The organism is Mycobacterium terramassiliense (assembly GCF_900157385.1).
GTDB classification, from domain to species: domain Bacteria; phylum Actinomycetota; class Actinomycetes; order Mycobacteriales; family Mycobacteriaceae; genus Mycobacterium; species Mycobacterium terramassiliense.
The window spans coordinates 2,726,528-2,750,201 of sequence record NZ_LT717701.1; the positions used below are offsets into that span (position 1 = coordinate 2,726,528).

General features: G+C 65.9%; 26 protein-coding genes. 14 read left to right on the plus strand and 12 right to left on the minus strand.

Annotated elements, in window-relative coordinates:
• Nucleotides 1-151: 151 nt before the first annotated feature.
• The 5 genes from MTAB308_RS27465 to MTAB308_RS27485 all read left to right on the plus strand — a co-directional run bounded on the left by MTAB308_RS27465 (nt 152) and on the right by MTAB308_RS27485 (nt 7,665).
• Nucleotides 152-1,966 carry an N-6 DNA methylase gene (locus tag MTAB308_RS27465; protein ID WP_077103937.1) on the plus strand — a complete coding sequence of 605 codons (1,815 nt, stop codon included), beginning with the start codon at nt 152-154 and terminating at the stop codon, nt 1,964-1,966.
• On the plus strand, nt 1,963-3,246 hold the full coding sequence (locus MTAB308_RS27470; RefSeq protein WP_077103940.1) for a restriction endonuclease subunit S: 1,284 nt from the start codon (nt 1,963-1,965) through the stop codon (nt 3,244-3,246). Before MTAB308_RS27465 ends, MTAB308_RS27470 begins: the two co-directional genes overlap by 4 nt.
• A complete protein-coding gene (locus MTAB308_RS27475; RefSeq protein ID WP_077103942.1) occupies nt 3,243-6,188 on the plus strand; it encodes a type I restriction endonuclease subunit R in 2,946 nt (981 codons plus the stop codon). Before MTAB308_RS27470 ends, MTAB308_RS27475 begins: the two co-directional genes overlap by 4 nt.
• Complete coding sequence (locus MTAB308_RS27480) at nt 6,188-6,517, plus strand: M48 metallopeptidase family protein (RefSeq protein WP_077103944.1); 330 nt, start codon at nt 6,188-6,190, stop codon at nt 6,515-6,517. The genes MTAB308_RS27475 and MTAB308_RS27480 overlap by 1 nt, the downstream gene beginning before the upstream one ends.
• A gap of 188 nt (nt 6,518-6,705) precedes the next feature.
• Nucleotides 6,706-7,665, plus strand: coding sequence for an SMP-30/gluconolactonase/LRE family protein (locus tag MTAB308_RS27485; RefSeq protein WP_083746671.1), 960 nt, complete (start codon nt 6,706-6,708; stop codon nt 7,663-7,665).
• Here MTAB308_RS27485 and MTAB308_RS27490 read toward each other — a convergent pair.
• The 3 genes from MTAB308_RS27490 to MTAB308_RS27500 are packed head-to-tail and all read right to left on the minus strand — an operon-like array spanning nt 7,662 to nt 9,852.
• Nucleotides 7,662-8,507 (minus strand): SDR family NAD(P)-dependent oxidoreductase, encoded by an 846-nt coding sequence (locus MTAB308_RS27490; RefSeq protein WP_077103948.1) that lies wholly within the window; start codon nt 8,505-8,507, stop codon nt 7,662-7,664. The two genes, MTAB308_RS27485 and MTAB308_RS27490, sit on opposite strands and share 4 nt — an antisense overlap.
• A 49-nt stretch (nt 8,508-8,556) precedes the next feature.
• Nucleotides 8,557-9,147, minus strand: coding sequence for a TetR/AcrR family transcriptional regulator (locus MTAB308_RS27495; RefSeq protein ID WP_077103950.1), 591 nt, complete (start codon nt 9,145-9,147; stop codon nt 8,557-8,559).
• A 6-nt stretch (nt 9,148-9,153) separates the two neighbouring features.
• Nucleotides 9,154-9,852: a crotonase/enoyl-CoA hydratase family protein gene (locus MTAB308_RS27500; protein ID WP_077103951.1), complete on the minus strand. Its 699-nt coding sequence runs from the start codon at nt 9,850-9,852 to the stop codon at nt 9,154-9,156.
• Between the two features lie 156 nt (nt 9,853-10,008).
• On the opposite strand from MTAB308_RS27500, the gene MTAB308_RS27505 reads away from it, so the two are divergent.
• Both MTAB308_RS27505 and MTAB308_RS27510 read left to right on the plus strand, forming a co-directional pair.
• Entirely contained in the window at nt 10,009-10,821 is an 813-nt protein-coding gene (locus tag MTAB308_RS27505) for a DUF3060 domain-containing protein (RefSeq protein ID WP_173842233.1), read from the plus strand.
• Nucleotides 10,822-10,844: 23 nt separating this feature from the next.
• Nucleotides 10,845-11,396 (plus strand): TetR/AcrR family transcriptional regulator, encoded by a 552-nt coding sequence (locus MTAB308_RS27510; RefSeq protein ID WP_077103955.1) that lies wholly within the window; start codon nt 10,845-10,847, stop codon nt 11,394-11,396.
• Here MTAB308_RS27510 and MTAB308_RS27515 read toward each other — a convergent pair.
• Nucleotides 11,393-12,538, minus strand: coding sequence for an acyl-CoA dehydrogenase family protein (locus MTAB308_RS27515; RefSeq protein ID WP_077103957.1), 1,146 nt, complete (start codon nt 12,536-12,538; stop codon nt 11,393-11,395). The genes MTAB308_RS27510 and MTAB308_RS27515 overlap by 4 nt on opposite strands.
• Before the next feature lie 65 nt (nt 12,539-12,603).
• On the opposite strand from MTAB308_RS27515, the gene MTAB308_RS27520 reads away from it, so the two are divergent.
• Nucleotides 12,604-13,236 carry a TetR/AcrR family transcriptional regulator gene (locus tag MTAB308_RS27520; RefSeq protein WP_077103959.1) on the plus strand — a complete coding sequence of 211 codons (633 nt, stop codon included), beginning with the start codon at nt 12,604-12,606 and terminating at the stop codon, nt 13,234-13,236.
• Nucleotides 13,233-13,889, plus strand: coding sequence for an enoyl-CoA hydratase-related protein (locus MTAB308_RS27525; RefSeq protein ID WP_077103961.1), 657 nt, complete (start codon nt 13,233-13,235; stop codon nt 13,887-13,889). Before MTAB308_RS27520 ends, MTAB308_RS27525 begins: the two co-directional genes overlap by 4 nt.
• 53 nt (nt 13,890-13,942) lie before the next feature.
• Here the strand turns inward: MTAB308_RS27525 and MTAB308_RS27530 are convergent, their stop codons facing one another.
• A complete protein-coding gene (locus MTAB308_RS27530; RefSeq protein WP_083746672.1) occupies nt 13,943-14,374 on the minus strand; it encodes a DUF6636 domain-containing protein in 432 nt (143 codons plus the stop codon).
• Between the two features lie 167 nt (nt 14,375-14,541).
• Between MTAB308_RS27530 and MTAB308_RS27535 the strand changes: the two genes are divergently transcribed.
• Genes MTAB308_RS27535 through MTAB308_RS27545 form a run of 3 tightly spaced genes read left to right on the plus strand, consistent with a single transcriptional unit; the run spans nt 14,542 to nt 16,885 of the window.
• The gene (locus MTAB308_RS27535; RefSeq protein WP_245831511.1) at nt 14,542-15,744 is read left to right on the plus strand and encodes a condensation domain-containing protein; all 1,203 of its coding nucleotides are present in this window, start codon (nt 14,542-14,544) and stop codon (nt 15,742-15,744) included.
• Nucleotides 15,745-15,773: 29 nt separating this feature from the next.
• The gene (locus MTAB308_RS27540) at nt 15,774-16,112 is read left to right on the plus strand and encodes a hypothetical protein (protein WP_157901029.1); all 339 of its coding nucleotides are present in this window, start codon (nt 15,774-15,776) and stop codon (nt 16,110-16,112) included.
• Nucleotides 16,091-16,885: an Rv3717 family N-acetylmuramoyl-L-alanine amidase gene (locus MTAB308_RS27545; RefSeq protein WP_425436361.1), complete on the plus strand. Its 795-nt coding sequence runs from the start codon at nt 16,091-16,093 to the stop codon at nt 16,883-16,885. Before MTAB308_RS27540 ends, MTAB308_RS27545 begins: the two co-directional genes overlap by 22 nt.
• A gap of 16 nt (nt 16,886-16,901) precedes the next feature.
• Here the strand turns inward: MTAB308_RS27545 and MTAB308_RS27550 are convergent, their stop codons facing one another.
• From MTAB308_RS27550 to MTAB308_RS27560, 3 genes are all read right to left on the minus strand, one after another.
• The gene (locus tag MTAB308_RS27550) at nt 16,902-17,717 is read right to left on the minus strand and encodes an alpha/beta fold hydrolase (protein WP_077103967.1); all 816 of its coding nucleotides are present in this window, start codon (nt 17,715-17,717) and stop codon (nt 16,902-16,904) included.
• A gap of 71 nt (nt 17,718-17,788) precedes the next feature.
• On the minus strand, nt 17,789-18,322 hold the full coding sequence (locus tag MTAB308_RS27555; RefSeq protein ID WP_157901030.1) for a nitroreductase family deazaflavin-dependent oxidoreductase: 534 nt from the start codon (nt 18,320-18,322) through the stop codon (nt 17,789-17,791).
• 102 nt (nt 18,323-18,424) lie between these two features.
• Complete coding sequence (locus MTAB308_RS27560) at nt 18,425-19,171, minus strand: cutinase family protein (protein WP_173842234.1); 747 nt, start codon at nt 19,169-19,171, stop codon at nt 18,425-18,427.
• Nucleotides 19,172-19,678: 507 nt separating this feature from the next.
• Here MTAB308_RS27560 and MTAB308_RS27565 point away from each other — a divergent pair.
• Nucleotides 19,679-21,157, plus strand: a complete 1,479-nt coding sequence (locus tag MTAB308_RS27565; RefSeq protein ID WP_077103971.1) for a flavin-containing monooxygenase — start codon at nt 19,679-19,681, stop codon at nt 21,155-21,157.
• Here the strand turns inward: MTAB308_RS27565 and MTAB308_RS27570 are convergent.
• The gene (locus MTAB308_RS27570) at nt 21,154-21,453 is read right to left on the minus strand and encodes a DUF202 domain-containing protein (protein ID WP_077103973.1); all 300 of its coding nucleotides are present in this window, start codon (nt 21,451-21,453) and stop codon (nt 21,154-21,156) included. The two genes, MTAB308_RS27565 and MTAB308_RS27570, sit on opposite strands and share 4 nt — an antisense overlap.
• A complete protein-coding gene (locus tag MTAB308_RS27575) occupies nt 21,450-21,803 on the minus strand; it encodes a YidH family protein (RefSeq protein ID WP_077104886.1) in 354 nt (117 codons plus the stop codon). The genes MTAB308_RS27570 and MTAB308_RS27575 overlap by 4 nt, the downstream gene beginning before the upstream one ends.
• Nucleotides 21,804-21,862: 59 nt before the next feature.
• On the opposite strand from MTAB308_RS27575, the gene MTAB308_RS27580 reads away from it, so the two are divergent.
• Nucleotides 21,863-22,570, plus strand: a complete 708-nt coding sequence (locus tag MTAB308_RS27580; protein WP_083746676.1) for a haloacid dehalogenase type II — start codon at nt 21,863-21,865, stop codon at nt 22,568-22,570.
• On the opposite strand, the gene MTAB308_RS27585 is transcribed toward MTAB308_RS27580, so the two are convergent.
• Nucleotides 22,567-23,016, minus strand: a complete 450-nt coding sequence (locus MTAB308_RS27585) for a hypothetical protein (protein WP_077103975.1) — start codon at nt 23,014-23,016, stop codon at nt 22,567-22,569. The genes MTAB308_RS27580 and MTAB308_RS27585 overlap by 4 nt on opposite strands.
• A gap of 9 nt (nt 23,017-23,025) precedes the next feature.
• Nucleotides 23,026-23,565, minus strand: a complete 540-nt coding sequence (locus tag MTAB308_RS27590) for an ester cyclase (RefSeq protein ID WP_077104890.1) — start codon at nt 23,563-23,565, stop codon at nt 23,026-23,028.
• Between the last annotated feature and the right edge of the window lie 109 nt (nt 23,566-23,674).

Here is a 23,674-nt window from a genome sequence, read left to right on the forward strand (position 1 = left end):
TGGCCGTCAGTGGGGATTTTTCCGTGTCCGCCGACATGATCCACGTCCACCACGTCCGCCTCGCAGGCTCCAACATCACTGCCATTGTCGGCCCTGGCCGACCACAGACCAATGATTGCATTTGTTACATCACTATGCAAACATAACATACATGACGGATCCACAGACTATTCCGACGCTCCTCCAGGCCAGCCGTGCTGCACTCGACCTCACGCAGGCCGAGCTGGCCGAGCGGCTCGGTGTCTCCTTCGCCACGGTGAACAGGTGGGAAGCCGGCTCCAGCAAGCCGCAGAGGGCCCAGCTCGCGAAGATCAACGCTCTGGCCGAGGATGCTGGCGTCGACGCCAGCGATGCCCCGCTCGCCGGTGGAGCAGTAGTCACCCGTCGCCGTGGCCGCCAAGCTAGGCCAGCGACTCCGAACACAAAGCCAATGGAGCAGATGCTGTGGGACGCCGCTTGCTCAATCCGAGGCGAGAAGGACGCGCCGAAGTTTAAGGACTACCTGCTGCCGCTGCTATTCCTTAAACGCCTTTCCGATGTCTTTGACGACGAGATCGACCGACTCGCCGAGGAGTACGGCGACTCTGACGTCGCCCTGGAGATCGCGGATAACGATCACGACCTCCTCCGCTTCTATCTCCCGGCCGAGGCGCGTTGGGCCGTCATCAGCGGACGCGCGCAGCACGACTGGCCTGACGACGACCGCGGTCGGTCTACACGACCACGCGACATCGGTGAGCACCTCACCAAGGCAGTGCGAGCCGTCGTCCGATTCAACCCGAGCCTCGCCGGAGTCATCGACGTCGTGGACTTCGCGGCTGAGCGCAACGGTGAGCGAGATATCAACCCCGCCAAGCTCAATGGCGTCGTCGAGACCTTTTCCGACCCGCGGTATCGGCTGGGTCTCGCCGACGTGCAGCCCGACTTCCTTGGCCGCGCATACGAGTATCTCCTCCGGAAGTTTGCAGAAGGCTCGGGCCAGAGTGCCGGCGAGTTCTTTACTCCAACCGAGGTTGGATTCCTCATGGCGCGCATCGTGAGGCCGAAGCCAGGACAGACCTGCCATGACTACGCCTGCGGTTCCGCTGGCCTGCTCATCAAGCTCCAGCTCATCGCACGTGAGCTGGACCCGACCGCGAAGGTTCCGCTCAAGCTGTTTGGCCAAGAGCTCCAGGCCGAGAGTTACGCCGTCGCCCGGATGAACGCCATCATCCACGACATGGACGTCGACTTGCGGCGCGGCGACACCATGATCAATCCCAAGTTCCGCACGTCGTCGGGATCGCTCGACCAGTTCGATCTCGTCGTTGCTAATCCGATGTGGAACCAGCCTTTCGACCCAAGCATTTTCGATGACGACCCGTACGACCGGTTCATCAAACACGGTGGCGCAACGTCAGGCAAGGGTGACTGGGCCTGGCTCCAGCAGACGCTCTCGGTACTGAAGGACACCGGCCGCGCGGCGATCGTCCTAGACACCGGTGCCGTAACTCGTGGCTCGGGCTCGAAGAACGAAGACAAGGAACGCAATATCCGCAAGTGGTTCGTCGACCGAGACCTCGTCGAGGGCGTCATCTTGTTGCCCGACAACCTCTTCTACAACACGACGGCCGCCGGCGTCATCGTGGTGCTCAACAAGCGCAAGCCCGAGTCGAAGAAGGGCAAGATCACCCTGCTCAACGCGAGCAAGCGGTTCAACAAGGGCACGCCCAAGAACCACCTGGCCGACGAGGACGACCTCGCGAAGCGCTTCAATGCTGGTGAAGCCGTCGAAGGTGAGGTTGCAGTCATCGACCTCTCCCAGGCCGCTTCGGCGGACTACAACCTCAGTCCGAGCCGGTGGATTCAGCAGGCAAGCACACAGGTCCATCGCTCGATCCAAGAACTGTTGGCGGAACTTGCCGAGTTGGACGGTGTTGCCCGCGAGACCGACGAAGCGCTGGCGAAGATGTTGGTGAAACTGTGAGCGGAACCCGCTGGCCGACGAAGTCGCTGGGCGACCTTTTCGTCGTGGGTGCGGGCAAAGCGATGTCAGCGGCGTCGCGCATCGGGGAGAACAAGGTTCCTTTCTTGCGCACGTCAAACGTTTTTTGGGATGAAATCAACCTCGCTCAGGTCGACGAGATGGCAATCCCCGACCGTGAACTGGCCGACAAGCTAGTCGAACGAGGAGATCTATTGGTATGCGAAGGGGGCGAGATTGGCAGGGCCGCAATCTGGGAAGGCGGCCCTGCACCGATGTCCTTCCAAAACCACCTGCACCGACTTCGGCCGCGGGCGGCTGACGTCGACCCCCGGTTCTACGTCTATTTCCTCCAGTCGGCCTTCACCCAGCTCGGGATCTTCGAAGGAGCTGGCAACAAGACCACTATCCCCAACTTGTCTTCGGGCCGGCTCAAGGCTCTGGAAGTTCCTCACCCTCCGCTGGCAGAGCAGGGCGCCATTGCCGACGTCCTCAGGTACGTACAACGGGCCAGAAGGATCAATAAGCGTGTGCTGTCAACGACGCGGGAGCTGAAGTCCGCCGCGATGGAGCAGTTGTTCACGCGGGGTCTACGGGGGGAGGCACAGAAGGAAACCGATATCGGCCAAATCCCTGAGAGCTGGGAACTTGTTCCCTTGGGCGAACTCGGTCGAATCGGTAATGGTTCGACCCCGAAACGATCGACTCGTGCTTACTGGGACGGGGGGACTTTCCCATGGCTCAACAGCGCGAAGGTCTACGACCGTGACATTCGGGACGCAGACCAGTTCGTGACTGACGTCGCCCTCAAGGAGTGTCATCTGCCAGTGCTTGAGCCGGGAGCGGTTCTGGTGGCTATCACTGGACAAGGCAAGACTCTTGGTAATGCGGCCGTTCTCAGTATCCGCGCAACGATCAACCAACACCTCGCCTACCTTCAGACGGATCTTGAGAAGGCTGAACCAAAGTTCGTCCGCGCATACCTTGAGACTCAGTACGCCCAATTGCGTGCAGTCGCTTCCGGCGGAGGTAGCACGAAAGGGGCGCTGACGTGCGGTTTCCTCCGTGGGATGACGGTGCCGTGGCCGCCGACCATCGTCGAGCAGCAAGAGATTGTCGAGGTGCTGGACGTACTCGACCGCAAGATCGAGCTGCTCGGCCGTAAGCGCGACGTGCTTGACCAGCTCTTTAAGTCATTGCTCCACAAACTCATGACCGGCGGGATTTCGGTCGACGATGTCGACCTGAGTGCGTTGCCGTCAGTCGACGGGACTGCCGCATGAGCCAGATCAAGATCTCCGAGGCCAAGTCGGTGCAGTTCCCGATGGTGAAGCACGCCTCAGCCGTCGGCTGGGAGCAACTCACGCCAGAGGAAGCCGAGGGCATGCGTCGGGGTCGGGCGAACATGCTGTTCCCTGAGGTGCTGGAGAACAAACTCCGACAGTTCAACCCTTGGCTGACCGAGGATCAGGCCCGAGCGATCGTCGAGAGCATTGAAGCGCTGCCCGCCACGATCGAGGGCAACCGCGAGGTGTTGCGTTGGCTCCGGGGCGAACGTCAATGGCACGATGAGAACGAACAGCGCCACCGCCCAGTTCAGGTTGTCGACTTCGATCTACCCCACGAGAACGCCCTGCACGTCACCTGGGAGTGGAAAATCGAGCCGCCGGCCCGGGCAAAGGGCAACCGCGCTGACGTGATGTTCGTCGTCAACGGCATCCCAGTCACAATCGTCGAGCACAAGAACCCGAAGGACCGCGACGCTCTTACCAAAGCCGTGACCCAGCTCCGGCGTTACGAGATGGAGACGCCAGAGCTCTTGGCTCAGGCGCAGCTCCACAACGAGACTCACTTGATCGACTACTGGTACGGCGTCACGTGGAACATCAACCGCCGCATGCTCTTTAGATGGAAGCACACGAACGACGAGTCCTATCGCGATGCCGTGCAGGCGTTCTTCGAGCCGCGCGACTTCCTGCGCACTTTGCGCGAGTGGGTGCTCTTCTACGTCGAAGACGGTGAAACGAAGAAATCCGTCCTTCGCGAGCACCAGCGCGGTGCAGTCGATGCGGTGGTCGAGCGGTGCGCCGACCAGGCGAAGAACCGGGGGCTGATCTGGCACACACAGGGCTCCGGGAAGACCTTCACACTGCTAACGGCGGCGCAGTTGATCCTTAGCCAGAAGGACCGCTTCAAGCACGCAACCGTCATCCTCGTCGTTGACCGCACCGAGCTGGAGGGCCAGCTCAAAGAGTGGGTCGACAGACTGCTCGGCGAGATGCAGGCCAACGACATCCCGGTTCGACGTGCGAACAGCAGGGATGACCTGCAAGACATCTTCGACTCCGACTTCCGCGGCCTGGTCGTCTCGATGATCCACAAGTTCGAGGCAATCCGGAAGGATAGCTCCAATCGCGACAACGTCTTTGTTTTCATCGACGAGGCTCACCGGTCGGTCGCTGCTGATCTCGGCTCATACCTCATGGCGGCCGTCCCAAAATCCACCATCATCGGCTTTACGGGTACCCCAGTCGGCGGGGCACACGGCGGTGGCACAAGTTCGTTCCAGATCTTCGGATCACAGGACGAAATGGGCTACCTGCACAAGTACTCGATCGTTGAGTCGATCGAGGACGAGACCACTCTGCCGATCAAGTACATGCTGGCGCCGTCGTCGATGTCCATGGCGCCAGAGGACTTAGACGAGCAGTTCTACGCCCTTGCGTCCGACGAGGCCGTCACTGACATCGATGAACTCAACAAGGTACTGCAGCGAGCAGTCGGACTGCGCACCTTCCTCGGCTCTGACAGCCGCGTGGCGCAGGTGGCTGAGTTCGTCGCGAACCACTTCAAGGAGAATGTAGATCCGCTGGGGTACAAGGCCTTTCTCGTCGCGGTCGACCGTGAGACGTGTGCGAAGTACAAGCGCGCGCTCGACAAGCTGCTGCCGCCCGAGTGGTCCGAGGTGGTCTACAGCAAGAATGCGAGCGATATCGTCGACCGTCCCGACGTACATGAGCTCCAGCTTTCCGATGACCGCGAGAAGGAGGTGCGGCGGCAGTTCAAGAATGCCCACCAACAGCCCAAGATCCTCATCGTCACGGACAAGTTGCTTACCGGCTACGACGCGCCGATCTTGTACGCGGTGTATCTCGATAAGCCGATGCGTGACCACGTCCTTCTGCAGGCACTCGCGCGCGTGAACCGACCATACATCGACAGCGAGGGTGTGCAGAAGAAGGTAGGTCTCGTCGTAGACTTCGTTGGCATCTTCAAGCAACTTCACAAGGCGCTGCGATTTGATTCCGCTGATGTTGAAGGCGCCCTGCAAGACCTCGATGTGCTGATGGCAGATCTGTTGCTGAAGATCGACGCTGCCTCAACCGAGTACCTGCAGGTGACGAGCGGCCAAGGCGATGACGAGCAGCTAGAAGGCATCGTTTACGGCAAATTCGTTTCAGAGGACGAGCGTAAGAACTTTTTCGACGACTACCGCGATATTGAGGCGTTGTGGGAAATACTGTCGCCATCAGCCGAGTTGCGCGACCACATCGCGACGTACAAGCGCCTATCTGTTCTATACGCGGCCGTGCGAAACGCCTACTCCGAGGCGACCACCTTCACTACCGATCTGGAGCACAAGACCAAGCGCCTGATCGAGGAGAGCACAACTCAGGAAGGTCTCGGCAGGTTCACCAAGGTTGCCACGTTCGACGTCCCCACATTAGAGGCACTGCGCAGGGACGACGGACCGCCCGAGGAGAAGGTCTACAACCTGCTGCGTGGCTTACGCAAAGAGATGGAAGACAACCCGGCAGCCGCGGTGGCGCTCCAGAGCATCAAAGAAAGGGCCGACCGTGTCATCGGAAATCTCGAAGAACGAAGGGTCAATGGCCTTGCCGCACTAGATGAGCTTAAGGCAATTGCGGAGGAGAAGGACAGACTGCGCGAGTTCGCAAGGGAGAGCGGATTGTCGGATCGCGCCTTCGGTATTTACTCGGCATTGAGAACCGAGCATTCGTTGCGTGGGCTGAGGGTCGATATCCGGCGGGTCGCAATGAGCATCGAGATAGCGGTGGATCAGTTCCCGCACTGGCGGCAGAATCCCGACGAGCGGCGCCGCCTGCGCAGTGGACTCTACAAACCACTGCTGGATAGTCAGGTGCCTGCGAAGTCCTGCGCCGAGATTATCGATAGCGTTATGACTGTGCTGGAGAAGGTCTAGTGGCAAGGCCGAAAATTCCGCTGACTGCCGATCAAGCGCTCACCCGCAAGGCGATGGCGTGGGCGACCAAGATTCGAGTGAATCCTTCCCGCATCGTGATCGCCGAGCTCACTACGAAGTGGGGATCGTGCGCGCCAGACGGTGCGATCACGCTCGCATACGACCTTGTCGATATGCCGGCAGCCTTCCAGGACTACGTCGTCGTTCATGAACTGCTCCACCTGCGCTACCGCTCCCATGGCAAAGCCTTTACCGCGATGATGAGTGCGCTCGTCCCCGGCTGGCGCGAGCTGGAGGCATCGAGCCCAATTAGCGAGGTGCACGGATGAATTCGGCGGAATTGTCGTGATTTGACGACCCCCGGGCCGGCTGCGTGCCGGTCTCCTAATTGAGAAACAGGTTGTCCGAGCTGTTTAGACGCCGCAATCGAGCCACCTCGCTTGCTGCCAGAGACGGTCGTCTTCAAGGCGTCTCCGCTAGCCTGTGGGGGGCTGCTAGCAGTCCGCAAGGGGGCACGATGAGCGAAACGGGCGAGACCACCCTCCGGGTGACCGGTTTGCATCCCATCGGGCGCGGCGTGGAACGACCGGAACACGTTCTGGTTGCTGCTGATGGCCGGGTGTTCGCTTCCGATAAGGCCTCAGCTGTCGCCGAACTCATCGACGAGAGCACCGTTCGGCGTATCGGCCAGGCGGGCGGCGAGCCGAACGGGATCGCGCTCGACCGCGACGGCCACTTCCTGGTGGCCAATTGGGGCCTGGCTGTGTTGCAGGATCTCGACCCGCAGACCGGCGCGATCACCGCGATATTAAGCGACCACGTCGACGGACGCCCGCTGCGATGGTTGAACTTCGTGCTGGTGGATTCCGTTGGGGCGCTATGGTGTTCGGTTAGCACAATGGCAGACGACCTCCTCGATACCATCGCGCGCGGCACCCCCGACGGGTTCATCTTTCGGGTCGCACCGGACCGCCAGTCGGCGCAAGTGGTCGCCGACGCGGTCAACTTCCCGAACTGCATGGCGCTGGACCGCAACGAGGACTACCTGTACGTGGTCCGCACGGTCGCCGCCGACGTGGTGCGGTTTCCGATTGAAGGCGAAACGCTCGGGCCGCCACAGCGGTTCGGCCCGCCGCTGGGGGACCGGCGGCCCGACGAGTTCGGCCCGGACCATGGCCGCTTCCTGGCCGACCCAGAAACAAGCCGCCGGTGGGGGATGGCCGACGGATGCGCATTCGACGCCGACGGAAACCTGTGGGTCACCCTCGTCCTCGCCAACAGGATCGTGGCGATCAGCCCGGACGGCCAGGCGCAAACGGTACTCGACGACCTCGACGGGGCGCTACTACGAGCCCCGACCAGCATCGCCTGGGGCGGGCACGATATGCGCGACATCTACATCGGCTCGATCGCCACCCCATACGTGCTCAAGGGCAGAAGCTCGGTGCCGGGGCTGCCGACGGTCCACCAGCGCTAGCCCGACGGCCCGGGTCGCATGAAGTCTGGCAGCGCGGCCTCGGGGTCGGACGGGATCATCGATTCGGGCAGCCCCCACATCTGCCGACTGGTGGCACCGCCGTCGACCACCAGCGTCTGACCGGTGATGCGGGCGGCCAGCTCGGAGGACAGGAACAACGCGGCGTTGGCGATGTCGTGCGCGCGCGGCGGCGCCAGCGGGTTAATTCCGTTGACGGCGTACTCGTTTGGCGGCAGGTCCTCGTTACCGGAGCCCACGTTGCCCGGCGCGACCGCGTTGGCGCGAATGCCGTACCGCCCCAACTCGTCGGCGCAGGTCTTGACGAGCGAGATGACGCCGGCCTTGGCGGCGCCGTAGGCGGCGTGGTAGGTCGCCGCCGCGATCCCGTCGACCGAGGCGATCGCGACCAACGACCCGCCGCTGCGCTGGGCGATCATCTGCTGAGACACGGCTTGAAAGAGATAGAAGACCTGGGTCAGGTTGTAATGGATCGCCGCGTCCCACAACTGCGTGCTGAAGTCCTCGACCTTTGACCAGGTGGCCCCGCCGATGATGTCGACGCACACATCCACACCGCCCAGGGCCGCGACGGCGTCGTCGATCGCCCGACCGACCTGCGCGGGGTCGGTCATGTCGGCGACGATCGGGACGGCTTGACCTCCGCGGCCGACGATCTCGCCGGCAACCTGCTCCGCGCGCGCCTCGTCGATGTCGATGCAGGCCACCGACGCGCCCGCCTCGGCGAGGGCCAACGACGTGAACCAGCCATGCCCCGCGCGCTCCGGGATGTAGCCCGCACCCGACACCACCGCGCGCTTACCGGACAGCCCCAAATCGATCACTTCCGGAGTATCGAGACAGTCGCCACGGCTGTCAATGACGACTCAGGCCTCAGGACGCAAAGCCCCGCAGAATCCCGGAAACCCCAACCTCCCAGCGCCGGTTCACCGACGCCTTCGACTTGCCTAGCCAGCGACCACCCTCCTGAACCGCCAAACCCTGTGCCAACGCCAGCAATACGTGCGCGATGTCGACCGGGTCGCCGGCGAGCAGCCCGGCATCGGTGCACCGCTTGATCCTGCCGACGAAGATCTCTCGCATCGACGGCGCCGCCGCGAGTTCCTCGGGGCCGGGGTCGAAATCGTGGAAGGGTCGCGAGAACATCACCCGCGCCAGCGCGGGGTAGTCGAGACAGAACCGGCGAAACACCGGGATGAGCCGCTGCACGTCGGCGACGGCGTCGTCAGTCTCGGGCGCGGCGAGCAGCCGAAACGACAGCATCCGGAATCCCTCGAAGAACACCGCGCGCAGCAGCCCGCGCTTGTCCTGGAACAACTCGTAGACCGCGGGCACCGAGGTGCCGGCCTGCGCGGCCACCCGCCGGGTGGTGAACCCCGACAGGCCGTCCTCGTTCAACGTCGAGACCGCGACCTTCAGTAGTTGGTCGCGAAGCTCGGGCGTGCGTTGCTTGGGCCTTGGCATCCGGTGCTACTGCCCTCCGTATTCGGCTGGCATGCCGTCGATTCCGGCGCGCAGCTCCTTGAGCGCGGCGGCGCGGGCCCGCAGCTTGGTGGCGGCGTGCGCGGCGGGATCGAGCTTGGTGAATTCGAGGGCGGCCTCCTGGGCGCGGCCGAGCACCCGCTCGGGCAGGTCGATCTCGTCGATGAATCCGGCGGCCAGCGCGGTCTCGCCGAAGAACACCTTGGACAGCCCGGCCGCCTGTTGGTAGGCCGAGGGCGTCAGCCGCAGCTTCATGACCGCCGAGGCCGCGTGCGGCAGGACCATCCCGATGGCGACCTCGTTGGCCTGAATGTTGTATCCGTGCGCGGCGATTCGGTGATCGCCGCTGCACAACAAAAACGATCCCATCGCGATGGCCGGGCCGGTGCAGGCCATGACCACCGGCTTCGGATACGACAGCAGCCGATACGACAGCTCGAATCCGGCCCTGAGCAGGTCGAGCGCCGGCTGCACCTCGCCGCCGGTCAAGACCTTCAGGTCAAACCCGCCGCTGAACACCCGGTGGTTGCCGGCGATCACCACCGCGCCGGCGTCGCCGCGATCGGCGCTGTCGAGCGCCTCGTTGAGCGCCTGCAGCATCGTCGGCCCCAGCGCGTTGACCTTCCCGTCGTCCATCGTGATCAGCGCGACGGACTCGTCGCGACGATAGGTGACCGGTCCGTTCATGGCTGCTCCTTCGCCCGTTTTTGATTTGTATCGACGTTACGAAACAAGGTTACGAAAAGCAAGGGTCGACGTTAGGTTCCGCCCGCCGGGCGCGGTCCCGACCATCCGCAAATTGAGGCCTACCCCGCCAGCTGCCGATATGGAACCATGTGGCAAATGAAGGACGACGATCCCGAAAAGCGGATCCGCGAGTTGGAGCAAGAGCTTACCGACGTCACGCGGACCCCGCCCAGCACGCCCCCGTACACGGGCGGTGCCACATACACGGAGAACTCGCAGCCGTACGCGGGCGGTGGGACCTACACGAGCGGCCCGACCTACACCAGCGGCCCGACCTACACCGGCGGCTCGCCGTACGGCTTCGGTGCCCCGCCGCGGCGCAGCAAGCCCTACCCCTGGTACCTCGTCCTCATCCTGCTGGCGGTGGTGGTGCCGACGGTCATTAGCCTGGTGATGTTCTTCGCCCGGTCGTCCACGAGCAACTCGTTCTCCAGGGGCAGCGGCGGCAGGACGACGTCGGCCGGTCCCACCTCGGTGCCCCAGGGCGGCGAGCTCCGGCTCAGCGGCACCGGCGAGACGCGGCAGGTCGCCTGCAACGACGGCAGGCTCATCCTGGCCGGCTACAACAGCAAGTACGTCGTGACCGGCCACTGCGCCAGCGTCACCGCGGGCGGCTACTACAACAACGTCACCGTCGACAGCGCCGACACCCTCGAGTCCACCGGCTACAGCAACACGGTCATCGACCACGCCTGCAACAACGGCAAGCTGAAGCTGTCCAGCTACGGCATCGAATTCAACGTCACCGGCCACTGCGCCAGCCTGGCGATCTCCAGCTACAACAACAAGGTCACCGTCGACAGCGTCGATGCCATCACCGTCTCCGGGTACGGCAACAACATCACCTACCACTCGGGCGCCCCGAAGGTCACCGACTCGGGATACGACAACAACATTCAGCAGGGCTGAGTCGACGACGATAATCTTGCACGATGGCCCGGAGCCCCCGTCTTTCCGTCGAGGATTGGCTGGAGGCCGGTTACGCCCTGCTCGCCGAGGACGGGGTGCGCGCGCTCAAGGTCGATCGCCTCTGCCAGCAGGCGGGCGTCACCCGCGGTAGCTTCTACTGGCACTTCGAGGACATGGACAGCTACCGGGCCAAGCTGGTCGAATCCTGGAACGCTTTCCTGGATAAGGACCGCCGATCCCTGTCCGAACTCGAGTCGCTGCCGCCACGGGAACGATTGTCGGCCATGATGATTGCGTTGGTCAGCCCCCAGCATTGGATGCTGGAACGCGCGATGCGCGAATGGGCGCGCACCGACCCCGTCGCCGCCGCCAGCATCCGCGCGGCCGACCGGCGCCTGCTGCGCTCCGTGACGAAGGCCTACGCCGACTACGGTTTCGGCCCCGCGGACGCCAAGCTGCGCGCGGAGCTGACGTTCGCGGCCGGGATCGGGCTGCTGCACCTCGCCGGTTCGGCCGCCGCGGCGCAGAAGGCCGCGCAACACGAGCGGCTGCTGGACCTCATGCTGGCCGACTAGACCATCGCGATCGGCGAGATCTTCGCCCCAATCGCCAACGCCCCGGCCAGCTCCCGGCTCATGTCGTAGTCGAAGACGACGTGTCCCGCCGCGATGTCCACGTCGCGCTTGGCCCGCTGCAACGGGTTCGACAGGAACTGCGCGCTGGCGCCGGAGGCCTCGAGCAGGTCGGCGATGATTGCCCGGCTTTGGTGCACGGTGTGCGCGGCCGCCAGCCGCGCGTCGGCGCGCACCGATCGGCTCACCCGTTCGCCGCCGGCGACGATGCGCTCGATACCCTCGGCGGTGTCGGCGACGAGCGCCCGCAACGCGCGCAGCCGCACCCGCGCGTCGCCGAGCCGGATCTGCGCGGCGGGCTGATCCTTTTGCGCCACACCGCTGTACGCGAGGACGCGTGCGCCCAGCCGTTCGGCGAACAGTTCGGTCACCCGTTCGGCGGCGCCGAGCACCGGCATCGACGCAGTCAGCGCCAGGGCCGGCACCAGCGGCCAGCGGTACGTCGGTGCGTCGTGAAACCGCGCCCCCGGCGCCGTCCCGCCGTAGATGTCCGCGACGGCGACGATGCGGTGTTCGGGAACCACGGTGTCGGTGACGACGACGTCGTGGGAACCGGTGCCGCGCATGCCCGCGGTGTGCCAGGTGTCGACGACCTCGACCCGGTCGGCGGGCACCAGCAGCAGCGACGGGTCGATGCGGTCCGGCCGCTCGATGAGGGCCCCGACGATCAGCCAGTCGGCGTCCATCGCGCCGGTCGCCCACGACCACCGGCCCGTCAGGCGCACCCCGCCGTCGGCCGGGCTGCCGCGGCCGGTGGGGGCCAGGGGAGCCGGCGCCAGCACCGGCCCCGACGCGAACACCTCCTCCTGGGCCCGCGGGTCGAACAGCGACAGCAGCCAGTTGTGCAGCGCATAGAAACCCAGCGTCCACGCGCTGGAAGCACACCCATGGGCCATGAGCCGAATCGGCTGCAGCAGTTCGGGAAACGGCGCCTGAAGGCCCCCGAACCGGGCGGGGAGCAACAGCCGAAACAGGTCCGTCTGCCGGAACTCGCCGACCGTGGCCGCGGGCAGCCGACGCAGCCGCTCGGCCTCGTCGGCGCGCTCTGCCAGCCCTGCGACGAATTCGTCGGTGACCCCGTGCACCCGGCGACCCTAACATACTAAATAGTACGGTAGTAAAAGAGCAGATGCTCTGTTACTGTGTTGGGGTGCCCCGCCCCCGCGTCCACGGCCAGGATCAGATCCTCGATGCCGTGGAGCGGTTAGCCGTGCAATCCGGGCCCGCCGCGGTCACTATCCGCGCGCTCAGCGACGCGACCGGCGTGTCCAACGGCGCGGTCTATCACACCTTCGGTTCCCGCGCCGGCCTGGTCGGCCGGGCCTGGTTGCGCGCCGGGCACCGATTCCTCAGCGCGCAGGGCGAATTGATCGACGCCGCGCCGGCGGGCGATGCCGTCGCCGCGGTGGTGGCCGCAGCCGAGGCGCCCGCGGTGTTCGCCGACGAGCATCCGGACTCCTCGCGGCTGCTGTTGATGGTGCGCCGCGAGGAGCTGCTAGGCCCCGAAACCCCGACCGAGATCGCCACGCAACTGCGCGACCTGGACCGGCTGTTGGTGGACACCATGATTCGGCTGGCCCGCGCCCTGTGGGACCGCAGGGACGCCGCGGCCGTCGACGTCGTCACGACATGCGTCGTCGACCTGCCGACCGCTATCCTGCTGCGCCACAACCGAATCAGGGATCACGACGCGCGGGAACGCCTCAGAGCCGCCGTCCGCGCCGTCCTGGCCGCAGGCGCGCCACCGCCACGACGCAGAAACAGAGAAGGGAACGCCACATGACACCGACACTGACCTGGGATGACAAGATCGCCGTCGTCAACTTGGGCGACGACGAAAACCGTTTCTCGCCAGGGTTTCTCGACACCGTCAACGCCCAACTCGACGAGGTCGAAAAGGCCGGCGCGCAGGGCGTGGTCACCACCGGGGGCGCCAAGTTCTATACCAACGGGTTGGACCTGGACTGGCTCGCCGCGCACGCCGAACAGGGGCAGTCCTACGTCGCCCGGGTGCAGGCCCTGTTGGCGCGGGTCCTGACGTTCCCGGCGCCGACCGCCGCCGCGGTCACCGGGCACGCCTTCGGCGCCGGGGCCATGCTGGCCATGGCCCACGACGTGCGGGTCATGCGGGCCGATCGCGGGTACTTCTGCTTTCCCGAGGTCGACATCCGCATCCCGTTCACCGACGGCATGGCCGCGCTGATCCAGGCCAAGCTCACCCCGCGCGCCGCGGTGGCGTCGATGACGACAGGGCGGCGGTTCGGCGGGGCGGAGGCGGCCGAGTTCGGCATCGTCGACACCACCGCGGACGAAGGGGCGGTGACCGCCGCCGCGACCGACCTGCTGCGCCCGCTGGCCGGTAAGGACCCCGGCACGCTCGGCGCGATCAAGCAGACCATGTTCCGCGCCGCGGCACAGGCGTTGACCGGCGGCTGAAAGCTAGTCGGAGAATCGCTCCCACGCCGACTGACGCGTGATGGCCGGGGCCGTCAGCCGAGGTCGAAGGAGTCTCGCGACACGCGGAAATAGTGCCCGCTGCTGTCGGTGCATTTCATGCCGGAGAACTGGCTCTCACAGGTGAGCGTGCCCGCGGAGATGGTTTGCCCGTAGTTGAGCGTCTGCTCGCCGGGCACCTGCAAGGTATCGCCGTGACACTCGATGGCGGCCGGGTTGCCGGGTGTGAGGCTGAACCGGCTGCCCCAGGCGAGGTGCTTGCCGCACTCCGGTGGTGGCGGCGGTTGATAGCTGAAATCGCGGATGTCGCAGGCGACACCGGTCGTGCCGATGACGCAGTAAATGTTTCCCGTCGGGGACTGAAAGTTCTGCCCGTCTGCGCGCGCGGTTGCCGACGATGCAATGAACGCCGCGGCCGCGGCGGGCGCGACCAGCGCGAGCGTCGTGAACCTGTGCCTCGTGATCATTTGCTGAGCATAGGGCGTGATGGGCGAGGAAGAAACAATTGGGTTAAATGCCAAATGTTTTCGCGCATTGCGTGAACCGAGTGTCCGTGCGATCCGTGTGCATCGTGTCGCAGTGCCCAATGACGTTTGGAGACTTGGTGATCAGAAGCGTTCGTCCCGTTGCAGCCATGGAACGGCTTTTCTACCGCTACAGCGAGCGCAATCCCGCTCACTTCCTGCTGGTCGCGGAGTTCGGCGAAATCCTCACCGCGGACCGGTTGCGGCCGGCGCTTGCCGCCGTGCAGCGGCGACATCCCTTGTTGTCAGCACATATCGAGGACCGTCCCGGCATCCGTCTCGGCTTCTATCGCGCGGCGACCGTCGCACCCATCGAATTGACGGTCCGCCGCGCTCAGGAGTCGTCGTGGGCGGCCGCGGCGGCGGAGGAGCTGAGCCGGCCGTTCGACCGTTCACGCGCGCCCCTGATGCGGGCAGCGCTGCTGCAGGGGCCCGGAAGTAGCGCGCTGCTGCTGACCTTCGACCACACCATCGCCGACGGAATCTCCTCCGTGTGGGTCATGAACGACGTGATCGCCGCGCTCAACGGCCGGGGTTTGGCGAATCTGCCTGTGCCGCAATCGCAAGAGCACATCCTCGATCGCGCGCTCGGGGCCGTCGACCCGTTCGACCCTTCCGAGCTGCCCGACGATCCGAGGATGCGAACGCCGACCACCATCCGCCCCTTCGACGGCGCCTTGACCAACGTGCACACCATGACCATGACGGACGTGGACACCGCGAGACTGGTCGAGCGCTGCCGCGCGGAACGCACCACGGTGCACGCGGCGCTGGTGGTGGCGATGTGCCGAGTGCGGTCCACCGAGCGCGGCGAAGACTTCGTGCGGGTGCTCAACCCCATCAACTTCCGCGCGCTGGCCGGCGTCGAGGGGGACTGCGGGCTCTACATCCAGGCGACGTGGACCGGATTGTCCCCGTGGGACGGCGCGCCGTTCTGGGCGCAGGCCCGCGCGACGACTACGCACCTCGAAGCGGCCAGATCGGCGCGCGGGATTCTCACCGCGTCGCTTGCCATCCGGCAGGCGATGGCGCCCGACGCCGAAGTCGGCCACGCCGAGGAGCTTTTCACCCGCGTGTGCCCGTTCGACATGCTCATCAGCAACCTCGGCGTGCAGCACCTCGACGACACGGGCCCGGTGCGCCCGACCGCGGTCTGGGGGCCGGTGGTGCAAAGCCAGACCGAGGGCGAGTACGTCACCGGGATCACCACCTACGAGGGCAGGCTGCGGATGGTGACGTGTGGCTACAGCGTGCCGACGACGTTCCTGAAGAGCGTCGGTGCCGCCCTGGCGGTCGCCGTCGACGAACCATAGCTGTCGGTGGGGCCTTTTACCGTGTGGGCATGAGTGGTTCGAGGGCGAGCTCCGGCGGCGGGTTCGCCGGGCTGTTGGGACTGGCGCTGATTATTTGGGTGATCATCAAGCTCCTGTGGGTGATCGCCGGGGCGGCGGCACTGGTCGGCCTGTTCTTCGTGGCTCGCGCGGTGGTGCGCGAGGGCCGCAGGCGCGCCGATCTTCGGACCGCCGAACGGGCCGCCGTCCGCTTCCGCGCCGATCAGCAGCACCGCTGGGTGCTGCGCGGAGACGACCGGGGCATCTACGGGGCCGAGGGCGCCCAGCTGATGCACTATCTCTATCCGGAGCGGGCTCGGGTGAAGCGATTGTTACCCTTGCGCGAGTGAATGACCCCGGTTGGCCGCGATCCGTCACGCGGCGCGACGTCTTCCGATATGCCGCCGTCGCGCCGGCCCTGCTCGGCGCCAACGCGCTGGTTGACGCCCCACGCGCTGGAGCCGGTGTCGCGGGGATGGGGGTGTTCCTCGACCCGGGCCACAACGCGGTGAACGATGCGTCGACCAGCCGGCAGGTGCCCAACGGCCGCGGCGGCACCAAGCTGTGCAACACCTCGGGCACCGCGTCCGACGACGGCTACCCGGAGCACGCGTTCACGTGGGCGGTGGTCGGGCTGATCAGCGGTCAGCTCAACTCGATGGGCGTTCGCACCCAGCTGTCCCGCGACAACGACGCCTCCGCCGGCCCCTGCGTGAATGAACGCGCGGCGCTGGCCAACGCGATGCAGCCCGACGCGATCGTGAGCATCCACGCCGACGGCGGGCCTCCGTCCGGCTCGGGATTTCACGTCAACTACTCGGCGCCGCCGTTGAACGACTCCCAGTCCGGCCCGTCGGTGCAGTTGGCCCACACGATGCGGGATGCCTTGGTGCAGGCGGGGTTTCACCCGGCCACCTACATCGGGTCGGACGGCCTGTACGGGCGCGACGACCTCGCCGGGCTGAACCTGGCCGAGTACCCGGCCGTCCTGGTCGAGCTGGGCAACATGAAGAACGCCGACGAGGCCGCCCGGATGGAAAGCGCCGACGGCCGGGCGAAGTACGCCGCCGCCGTCACGCAGGGGATCGTCGCATTCCTCAACGCCAAAGCGCCGACCGGTTAGCGCAAAAGCCGAATCGTCAAGCGGTGTCCAGGAATTGATCCACCGCGCGAACGAACTCGGTGGGGCACTCGCGCACGAGCCAGTGGCCACAGGATTCGAGAACCAGCACGCCTCCGTCCGGGACGAGCTGGGAGGCTCGAATCGAATCCGCCACCGGCACCAGCCGGTCATTGCGGCCGGCGATTATCAGCGTCTTGGCTCCGATCTGCGGCAGCCTGGACACGAGCGACAATGCCCCGGGTCCGACGCTGAACGCCCATCGTTGCGTGGCGGCGAACGCTTCGCCCGCGTGTGGGCGCTTGCCGCTGACGATGACCGCGTCGACCAGTTCGTCGGTCAGCGCCGAGGCTTGCTTGATGCCCAGACTGGCGCGCAGTTGCATGCGAACGAGCCTGCGGCCCAGGCTCACCGAGAGCCCATTGATTCGGTGCGCCACCCAAGGATGGTTGGCGACCCACTCGGCGGTGCGCATGAACTTGAACTCTTCGGTGATGCCGCCGGGATTGATCGCCACGATGCGGCGCACCACGGCGGGGTGGCCGATCGCCATTTCGAGCGTGATCCATCCGCCGAGCGACAGCCCTCCGAGGTCCACCCGATCGAAGCCGTAGCTATCTCTGAGATCTTCGACCCAGTCGCCGTACCAAGGGATGGAGAATTCCGACTCGGGGAACTCGGTTTCGCCGTATCCGGGCAGGTCGGGAGCGATGACCCGCCTGCGCTGTCCGAGGGCAACCAGCGCCGAACCGAACGACACGAGCGCCGAGTCGACGCCGCCGCCATGCAGCAGTATCAACGGGGTGGCGTTGTTGTGGGGGTCAACCTCGAACACCCGTGTACGGATGCCCTGAACGCGGACATCACGGTCCTCGACCCCCGAGGGGACAGGCAGCGTTGTTGCCTTCACCGTGTCGCGTGTTGCGTTGCTGGAGTGAGCCGCTCGGTGGCTCCCTCGACGCTTTGGTGCAGCCACACGAATTCGTGCATCCCCGCCAGCCGCAACAGCGTCCGGGACGTGAGCGGCCAGGCTCGCATCGCCTCGGGCCCGGAGATCAGCTCGGGCCGCTCGAGCCGATAGGTGCGTCCTTTCCAGGCAAGCGTGCCCGTCCCCGCCGCCATCAGGTTTCGGTACCAGTCGGTGCGCGGCCCGTAGCCTAACGGCAACAGGAAGCCGTCGCCGTAGTCAACGGTGCCGAGCGACGTCTGATACACCTGCCCGCTGCGCCGGCCGACGTGGGTCAACATCCCCCAGGACGATCGCCGGGTCCCGGATATCTTGCAGGTCATGCCGTTGTAGGTCCTCAGGAACTTCTTGAACCCGCTCCGGTTGAACACCGCGTCCCGGTGACGCCTGGCGATCCGTGGCAGCAACACCAGCCAGCCCAGGACCGCGAACACCACCAGAAGCAGTCCACGGATTCGCTTGTCGATCGCCACGAGCACCCCTTTCGGCATCCAGTTGACGCCGGGCACCCGGTGGTACGCCAGGGACGAAAGTCATTCGCCTGCGCCAACCGGCGACGCGATGTCGCCGGCTGCTCAGCCGCCGAAGCCCCCGCTGGAAGCCCCGGCCATTCTTGCGCCGGACGCCCGTGCGCCGGAGCCGGTAAGGCGGCCGGCCGCAAACTCCGCGCCCTTGTCGATCATCTGCTCGTCGGCCGCATAGGTGTTGTGCGCGGCGAAGTTCATGCCGTCGGAGCAGACCGGGTCCTCGGGGGCGCACACCTTGATGGTCTTGGGCTGATAGAGCGGGCCGATGGCGACCGGAGGCTCGTTGAGGAAGTTCATCGCGCGGACGTTCGGCATGCCGAACAGCACGACCGACGACACGTGGTTGGCCACGGACGGGTCCAGGGGTTTGGGCACCGTGGCGGGATCGACGCCGTCGGGCACGGCGGCCGAGGTGACGAAGCCCATCACGGCCGCGCCCTGGGAGTAGCCGCCCAGCACCATTTTGGTGTTGGGGCAGTCGTGCGCCATGGACACGACGTGCGCGCCGGCGTCGCGGATGCCGTCGAGGCCGGTGTTCCAGTCGTTGCTGGCCGGGTAGTTGACCGGGTAGACGTCGAGCGACTTTCCGCCGACGCGCGAGCGCAGGTCGTCGACGAACGCCTCTCCGGTCGCGCCGAGGCCGGGGGGCTCCCCGGTACCCCGGGCGAACACCACCTGCACGTCCGGGCACTCGGCGGAGGCTAGGGGGAGGGCAGGCGCGAGAACCGAAGCGCTGAGGCCGGCCGCCGCGACTGCCGCGGAACCAAGGTAACGGCTGATGTGACGTGCGGTCATGCCGCAAAAATGCCCCACCAAGCAGGGCCCGAAACCTGAGAGTTTCCTTGAGCTTTCACGGGGAATTTCTTGCCAGCCCGCGGACGTTGACCATCGAGTTGGCTCACGCCGCGGATCACAATAAAATTGCAAATGTGTCAAAAACACCGTTTAGGTGGGTGGCGCGAGGGTAAACGTGCTTCCGAGCATGGGTAAATAGCGACACAGCCACGGGTGGAAGGGGTTTCGACGACGTGACATTTGACCTTATGCCCGCTGGCGGCGGAGCCCGCCCGTCGAGGGCGCCCACCCACACCTAACCGGGCTGCCGGTGATGAGCAAACTTGCCAAACAGCCTGTGCGAGCCGCCGATTGGCGAGTGCGGCTGGCCCGTTCGACCGACGCTCGCGTGATCGTCGGGGCCGAATGGGCCGCTTTGGTCCCGACCCCTTTGCCCGGGCACCTGGGGCGCAGGCCGGCAAGCAAGCCGTGCGGCGGCGCATCAATTCTTGAGGGAGCGTCGTGAAAATGGAAGTTTTCGACGCCGTCGTCGTGGGCGCCGGATTCGGCGGTATCGGCGCCGCCATCCAGCTCAAACGCCTTGGGTACGACAACATCGTCCTCGTCGAGCGCGAGTCCGACCTGGGCGGCACCTGGCACGTCAACCGCTACCCGGGGGTCGCCGTCGACATCCCGGCCACCACCTACTCGTATTGGTTCGAGCCCAACCCGAACTGGTCACGGTTGTTCGCGCCGGGTGCAGAGATCAAGCGCTACGCCGAACACGTGGCCGACAAATACGACATCCGCCGCCACATGCGGTTCAACACCAGCGTCGAGGGCGCCCAGTGGGACGAGGACGCCCAGCTCTGGCGGGTGTCGCTGGCCGGCGGCGAATGCCTGACGGCCCGCTTCCTCATCACCGCGACCGGCTTTCTGTCGCAGAAGCGCGCTCCGGAGATCCCCGGTATCGGCGGTTTCGGCGGCAAGGTCATCCACTCCGCGGCGTGGGAGGACGGCTACCGCTGCGCCGGTCATCGCGTCGCGATCATCGGGACCGGCGCGAGCGCCGTGCAGCTCATCCCCGAGATGGCCGCGGAGGCCGCCGAGGTCACCGTCTACCAACGCACCCCGATCCACGTCGTGCCCAAGGTCGATTTCGCGTTCCCACCGTCGGTGCGGCGCCTGTTCGCGCGCCTGCCCCTCGCACAGCGCGCCGTGCGTTGGCTGACCGACCTCCTCTTCGAAACGATCACGGTGGTCGGCGTGCTGCACTACCGCGGGTCCCGGCGGCTGAACATCGCCGCGGCCGACCTGGCGAAGATCTACCGCTTCGTCTCGATCCGCGACAAGGAGTTGCGGCGGAAACTGACGCCCGACTACGACTTCGGATGCAAGCGGCCGACCTGGTCCAACCACTACTATCGGGCCTTCACCAAACCGCACGTGCACCTGGAGACGAACCCGATCGAGCGCATCGAGCCGGACGGCATCGTCACCGCCGACGGGCGCAAGACGGTCGTCGACACCCTGGTGCTGGCCACCGGCTTCGACCTGTGGGACGCCAACTTCCCGGCCCTCGAGGTGGTCGGCCGTCAGGGCCGCAACCTCGGAAAGTGGTGGCGCGACACGAGGTTTCAGGCATACCAGGGCGTGTCCATGCCGTACTTCCCCAACTTCGTGAGCCTGGCCAGCCCGTACGCGTTTTCCGGGCTGTCGTTCTTCAACACCATCGAGTACCAGATGCGGCACATAGACCGGCTGCTCGGCGAGGTGAAGCGCAGGGGCGCAACCACCTTCGAGGTCACCGAAGAGGCCAACGCGCGGTTCCTCGATCGGATGACCCGACTGCTGGACAAGACGGTGTTCTACGCCGGCGACTGCGCCGGGTCGAGGTCGTACTACTTCAACCACAGCGGCGAAGCGGCGCTGTTGCGGCCGACATCGACGGGAAACGCCGTGCGGGAGGCGTCGAGCTTCCCGCTCAGCGACTACATCATCGCCTAGATCAACTGGCCGACCGTGGTGGCGACGACGAGCATCACCACCGCGGTGCCGATGACGTACACCTGGCGGCGGGGCGTCACTCGCTCCGGGGTCGCGTGTTCCTGCAGCACGCGTTGGCGCCGCAGGGCGATCAAGTAGGTCAGCAACGCAACCGCGCCGGCCAGCAGGGCGGGGAGCAACTCCTTGAGCCCCACGGGGCCACGCAGGTTCCTGATCGTCAGCAGCGCGCCGTTGCCCAGGAAGGCGAACGACGTCCGCGTCCAGGCCAGGCTCGTCCGATCCGCGGGCTCGCTCAACCCATGACCGCCTTGGCGAGCACCAGCCCGATGGCGACGAGTCCGACCACGCTAAGCCCCACCGCCAGGTAGGCCGGGGTGGGGTGCCGGGGCAAGGGGTCGCCGTGCCGCATGGCGCGATCCGCCTGCCGCCAGCGCACCAGCCCCATTCCGCTGGTAAGGGTCGCCAGCACGGCAAGCCCGACGCCGAGCGCGCGCCGCGCGCCGGGGACGGTCAGCTCGGGAACGAGCTGCACCAGCGCGACCGCCGCGGCGAGCAACCCCAGCGCGGTGCGCTGCCAGGCCAGGAAAGTTCGCTCGTTGGCGAGGGTGAAGCGGTAGTCGGGCTCGCGCTCGTCAGGTTCGGCCACGAATTCCCTCGCCTCGGGATGGAAGGTCAAGTGTTTCGACGCCGCAGATTTTAACCTGCATGATGAGGCTTGTGGTGAAGGCGTTGTTGTTCGACGTGCAGGGCACGGCGACGGACTTTCATTCGACCGTGTGCGACGAGGCGGCGCGGATCAGCGCGGGACGGCACCCTGGAGCCGATTGGTCCGAGCTGGTACGGCGTTGGCGCGCAGGCTACTTCGCGGCGCTCGAGGGCGCGCAGGGGAGCGGATGGGTCTCCGTGCACTCGGTGTATCGCCGCTCGCTCGACGCCGTCCTGGACGACTGCGGCATCGCGGGCTTCTCCGGCGCCGACCGCGACGAGCTCACCCTGGCCTGGCAGCGGCTGCGGCCGTGGCCCGACGTGGTGCCCGGGTTGGCGCGGCTGAAAAGCGTCTACACGCTGGCCACGCTGTCCAACGCCGACGTGTCGGCGGTGGTGAACCTCTCCAAGCGCGCGGGCCTGCTCTGGGATGCGATCTTCGCCGCGGAGATGGCCGGGGTGTTCAAGCCCGATCCGGCGATCTATCACCTGGCCGCGACGTACCTGGGCCTGGACCACGGCGAGATCATGATGGTGGCCAGCCACAAGTACGACATCCGCGCCGCGGGCCGACTCGGCTTCGCGACCGCCTTCGTCGCGCGCCCGCTGGAGTTCGGGGCGGACGGCGACGCCGACGTGGCCTACTCGGACGAGTTCGACGTCAACGCGTCCGACTTCGGTGACCTCGCAACACAACTCGGCTGCTAGCGGCGCGCCGACCCGGTCAGCTGCTGACCGTTGGCGGACTGCAGCAGGCAGATGACGGTGCTCGGGGTGGGGTCGGCGCCGGTTCGATCCTGGTTCGAGTCGATGAGAAACGTGATCGTGAACGGACTGCCGTCGACGGAACGGCCGGTGTAGGGCGCGAATCCGGCGTTGCAGTCCTTGTTGGCGACGATGGCGACGGCCTTGTCGACGGCCATCGGGGCGCGCAGATACACCTCGGCCACATGCGCTGTCGCGCAGTCGACGACGGTGACCGTCACCCGGCTCAGGTCGAGCGGCGGCAGGTCGGCCACGCAGTCGCCGACCTGTAGATCGATCCATTTCACGGTGTGCGAGCTGGTGGGGGAGGCGGTCGCGGTGCCCGCTATGACCGGGAAGCAGGTGGCCAGGACCGCGCCCGCGACGCACACCGCCTGAAGGACCCGCATCGCCGCAGTTTACGCGGAAGTCAGTGCGGGGTCGGGCTTTTCCGACGACATCGACAGGAACCCGCGCACGCAGCGCGCGGCCAGCAGCCAGTTCGCCGGCTTCTTCATGTCCAACCCGCCGAGCAGCTGCTTGATCATGGTCAGCGTGTCGAAGTAGATGCGTTCGCAGACAAGGGTTTCGGCGTCGTCAAAAACGAAGTAGGCGGTCATGCGGACCCGGAACCGGCTGCCGGTGGGCGGAACCCTGCCCAGGTAGCCGCGATGGGTGCCCATCAACCAGAACTCGACGATGACGGCGTCGGCGCTGTGCCGCAGCGCGATGATCTCGTGGTCCTGGTCGGGAAACGCGGTCCGGGTGTAGACGTAGTAGCCGCGCACCGCCTCGTCGCCGTCGTGGACCACCATCTGCGGGATCAGCTCGTAGCGCGGATGCGGGAATGTTGCCAGCACGTCGTCCCAGGCCTGGCGGACCTCGTCGTGGAAGTGGTCGAGCACGAGCTTCTCGCGGGCGGCGAGCACCTCGGGAGCGGGGAACGCGGGAATGGTCACGTCGGTCACGGTGGTCACGATAGACCCGCGGGATGCCTTCGGACAGAGGGTAACCCTCGCGCCGAGTTTGGTAGCAGATGCGCCACCGTGTTTGAAGGTGCGGTATGCC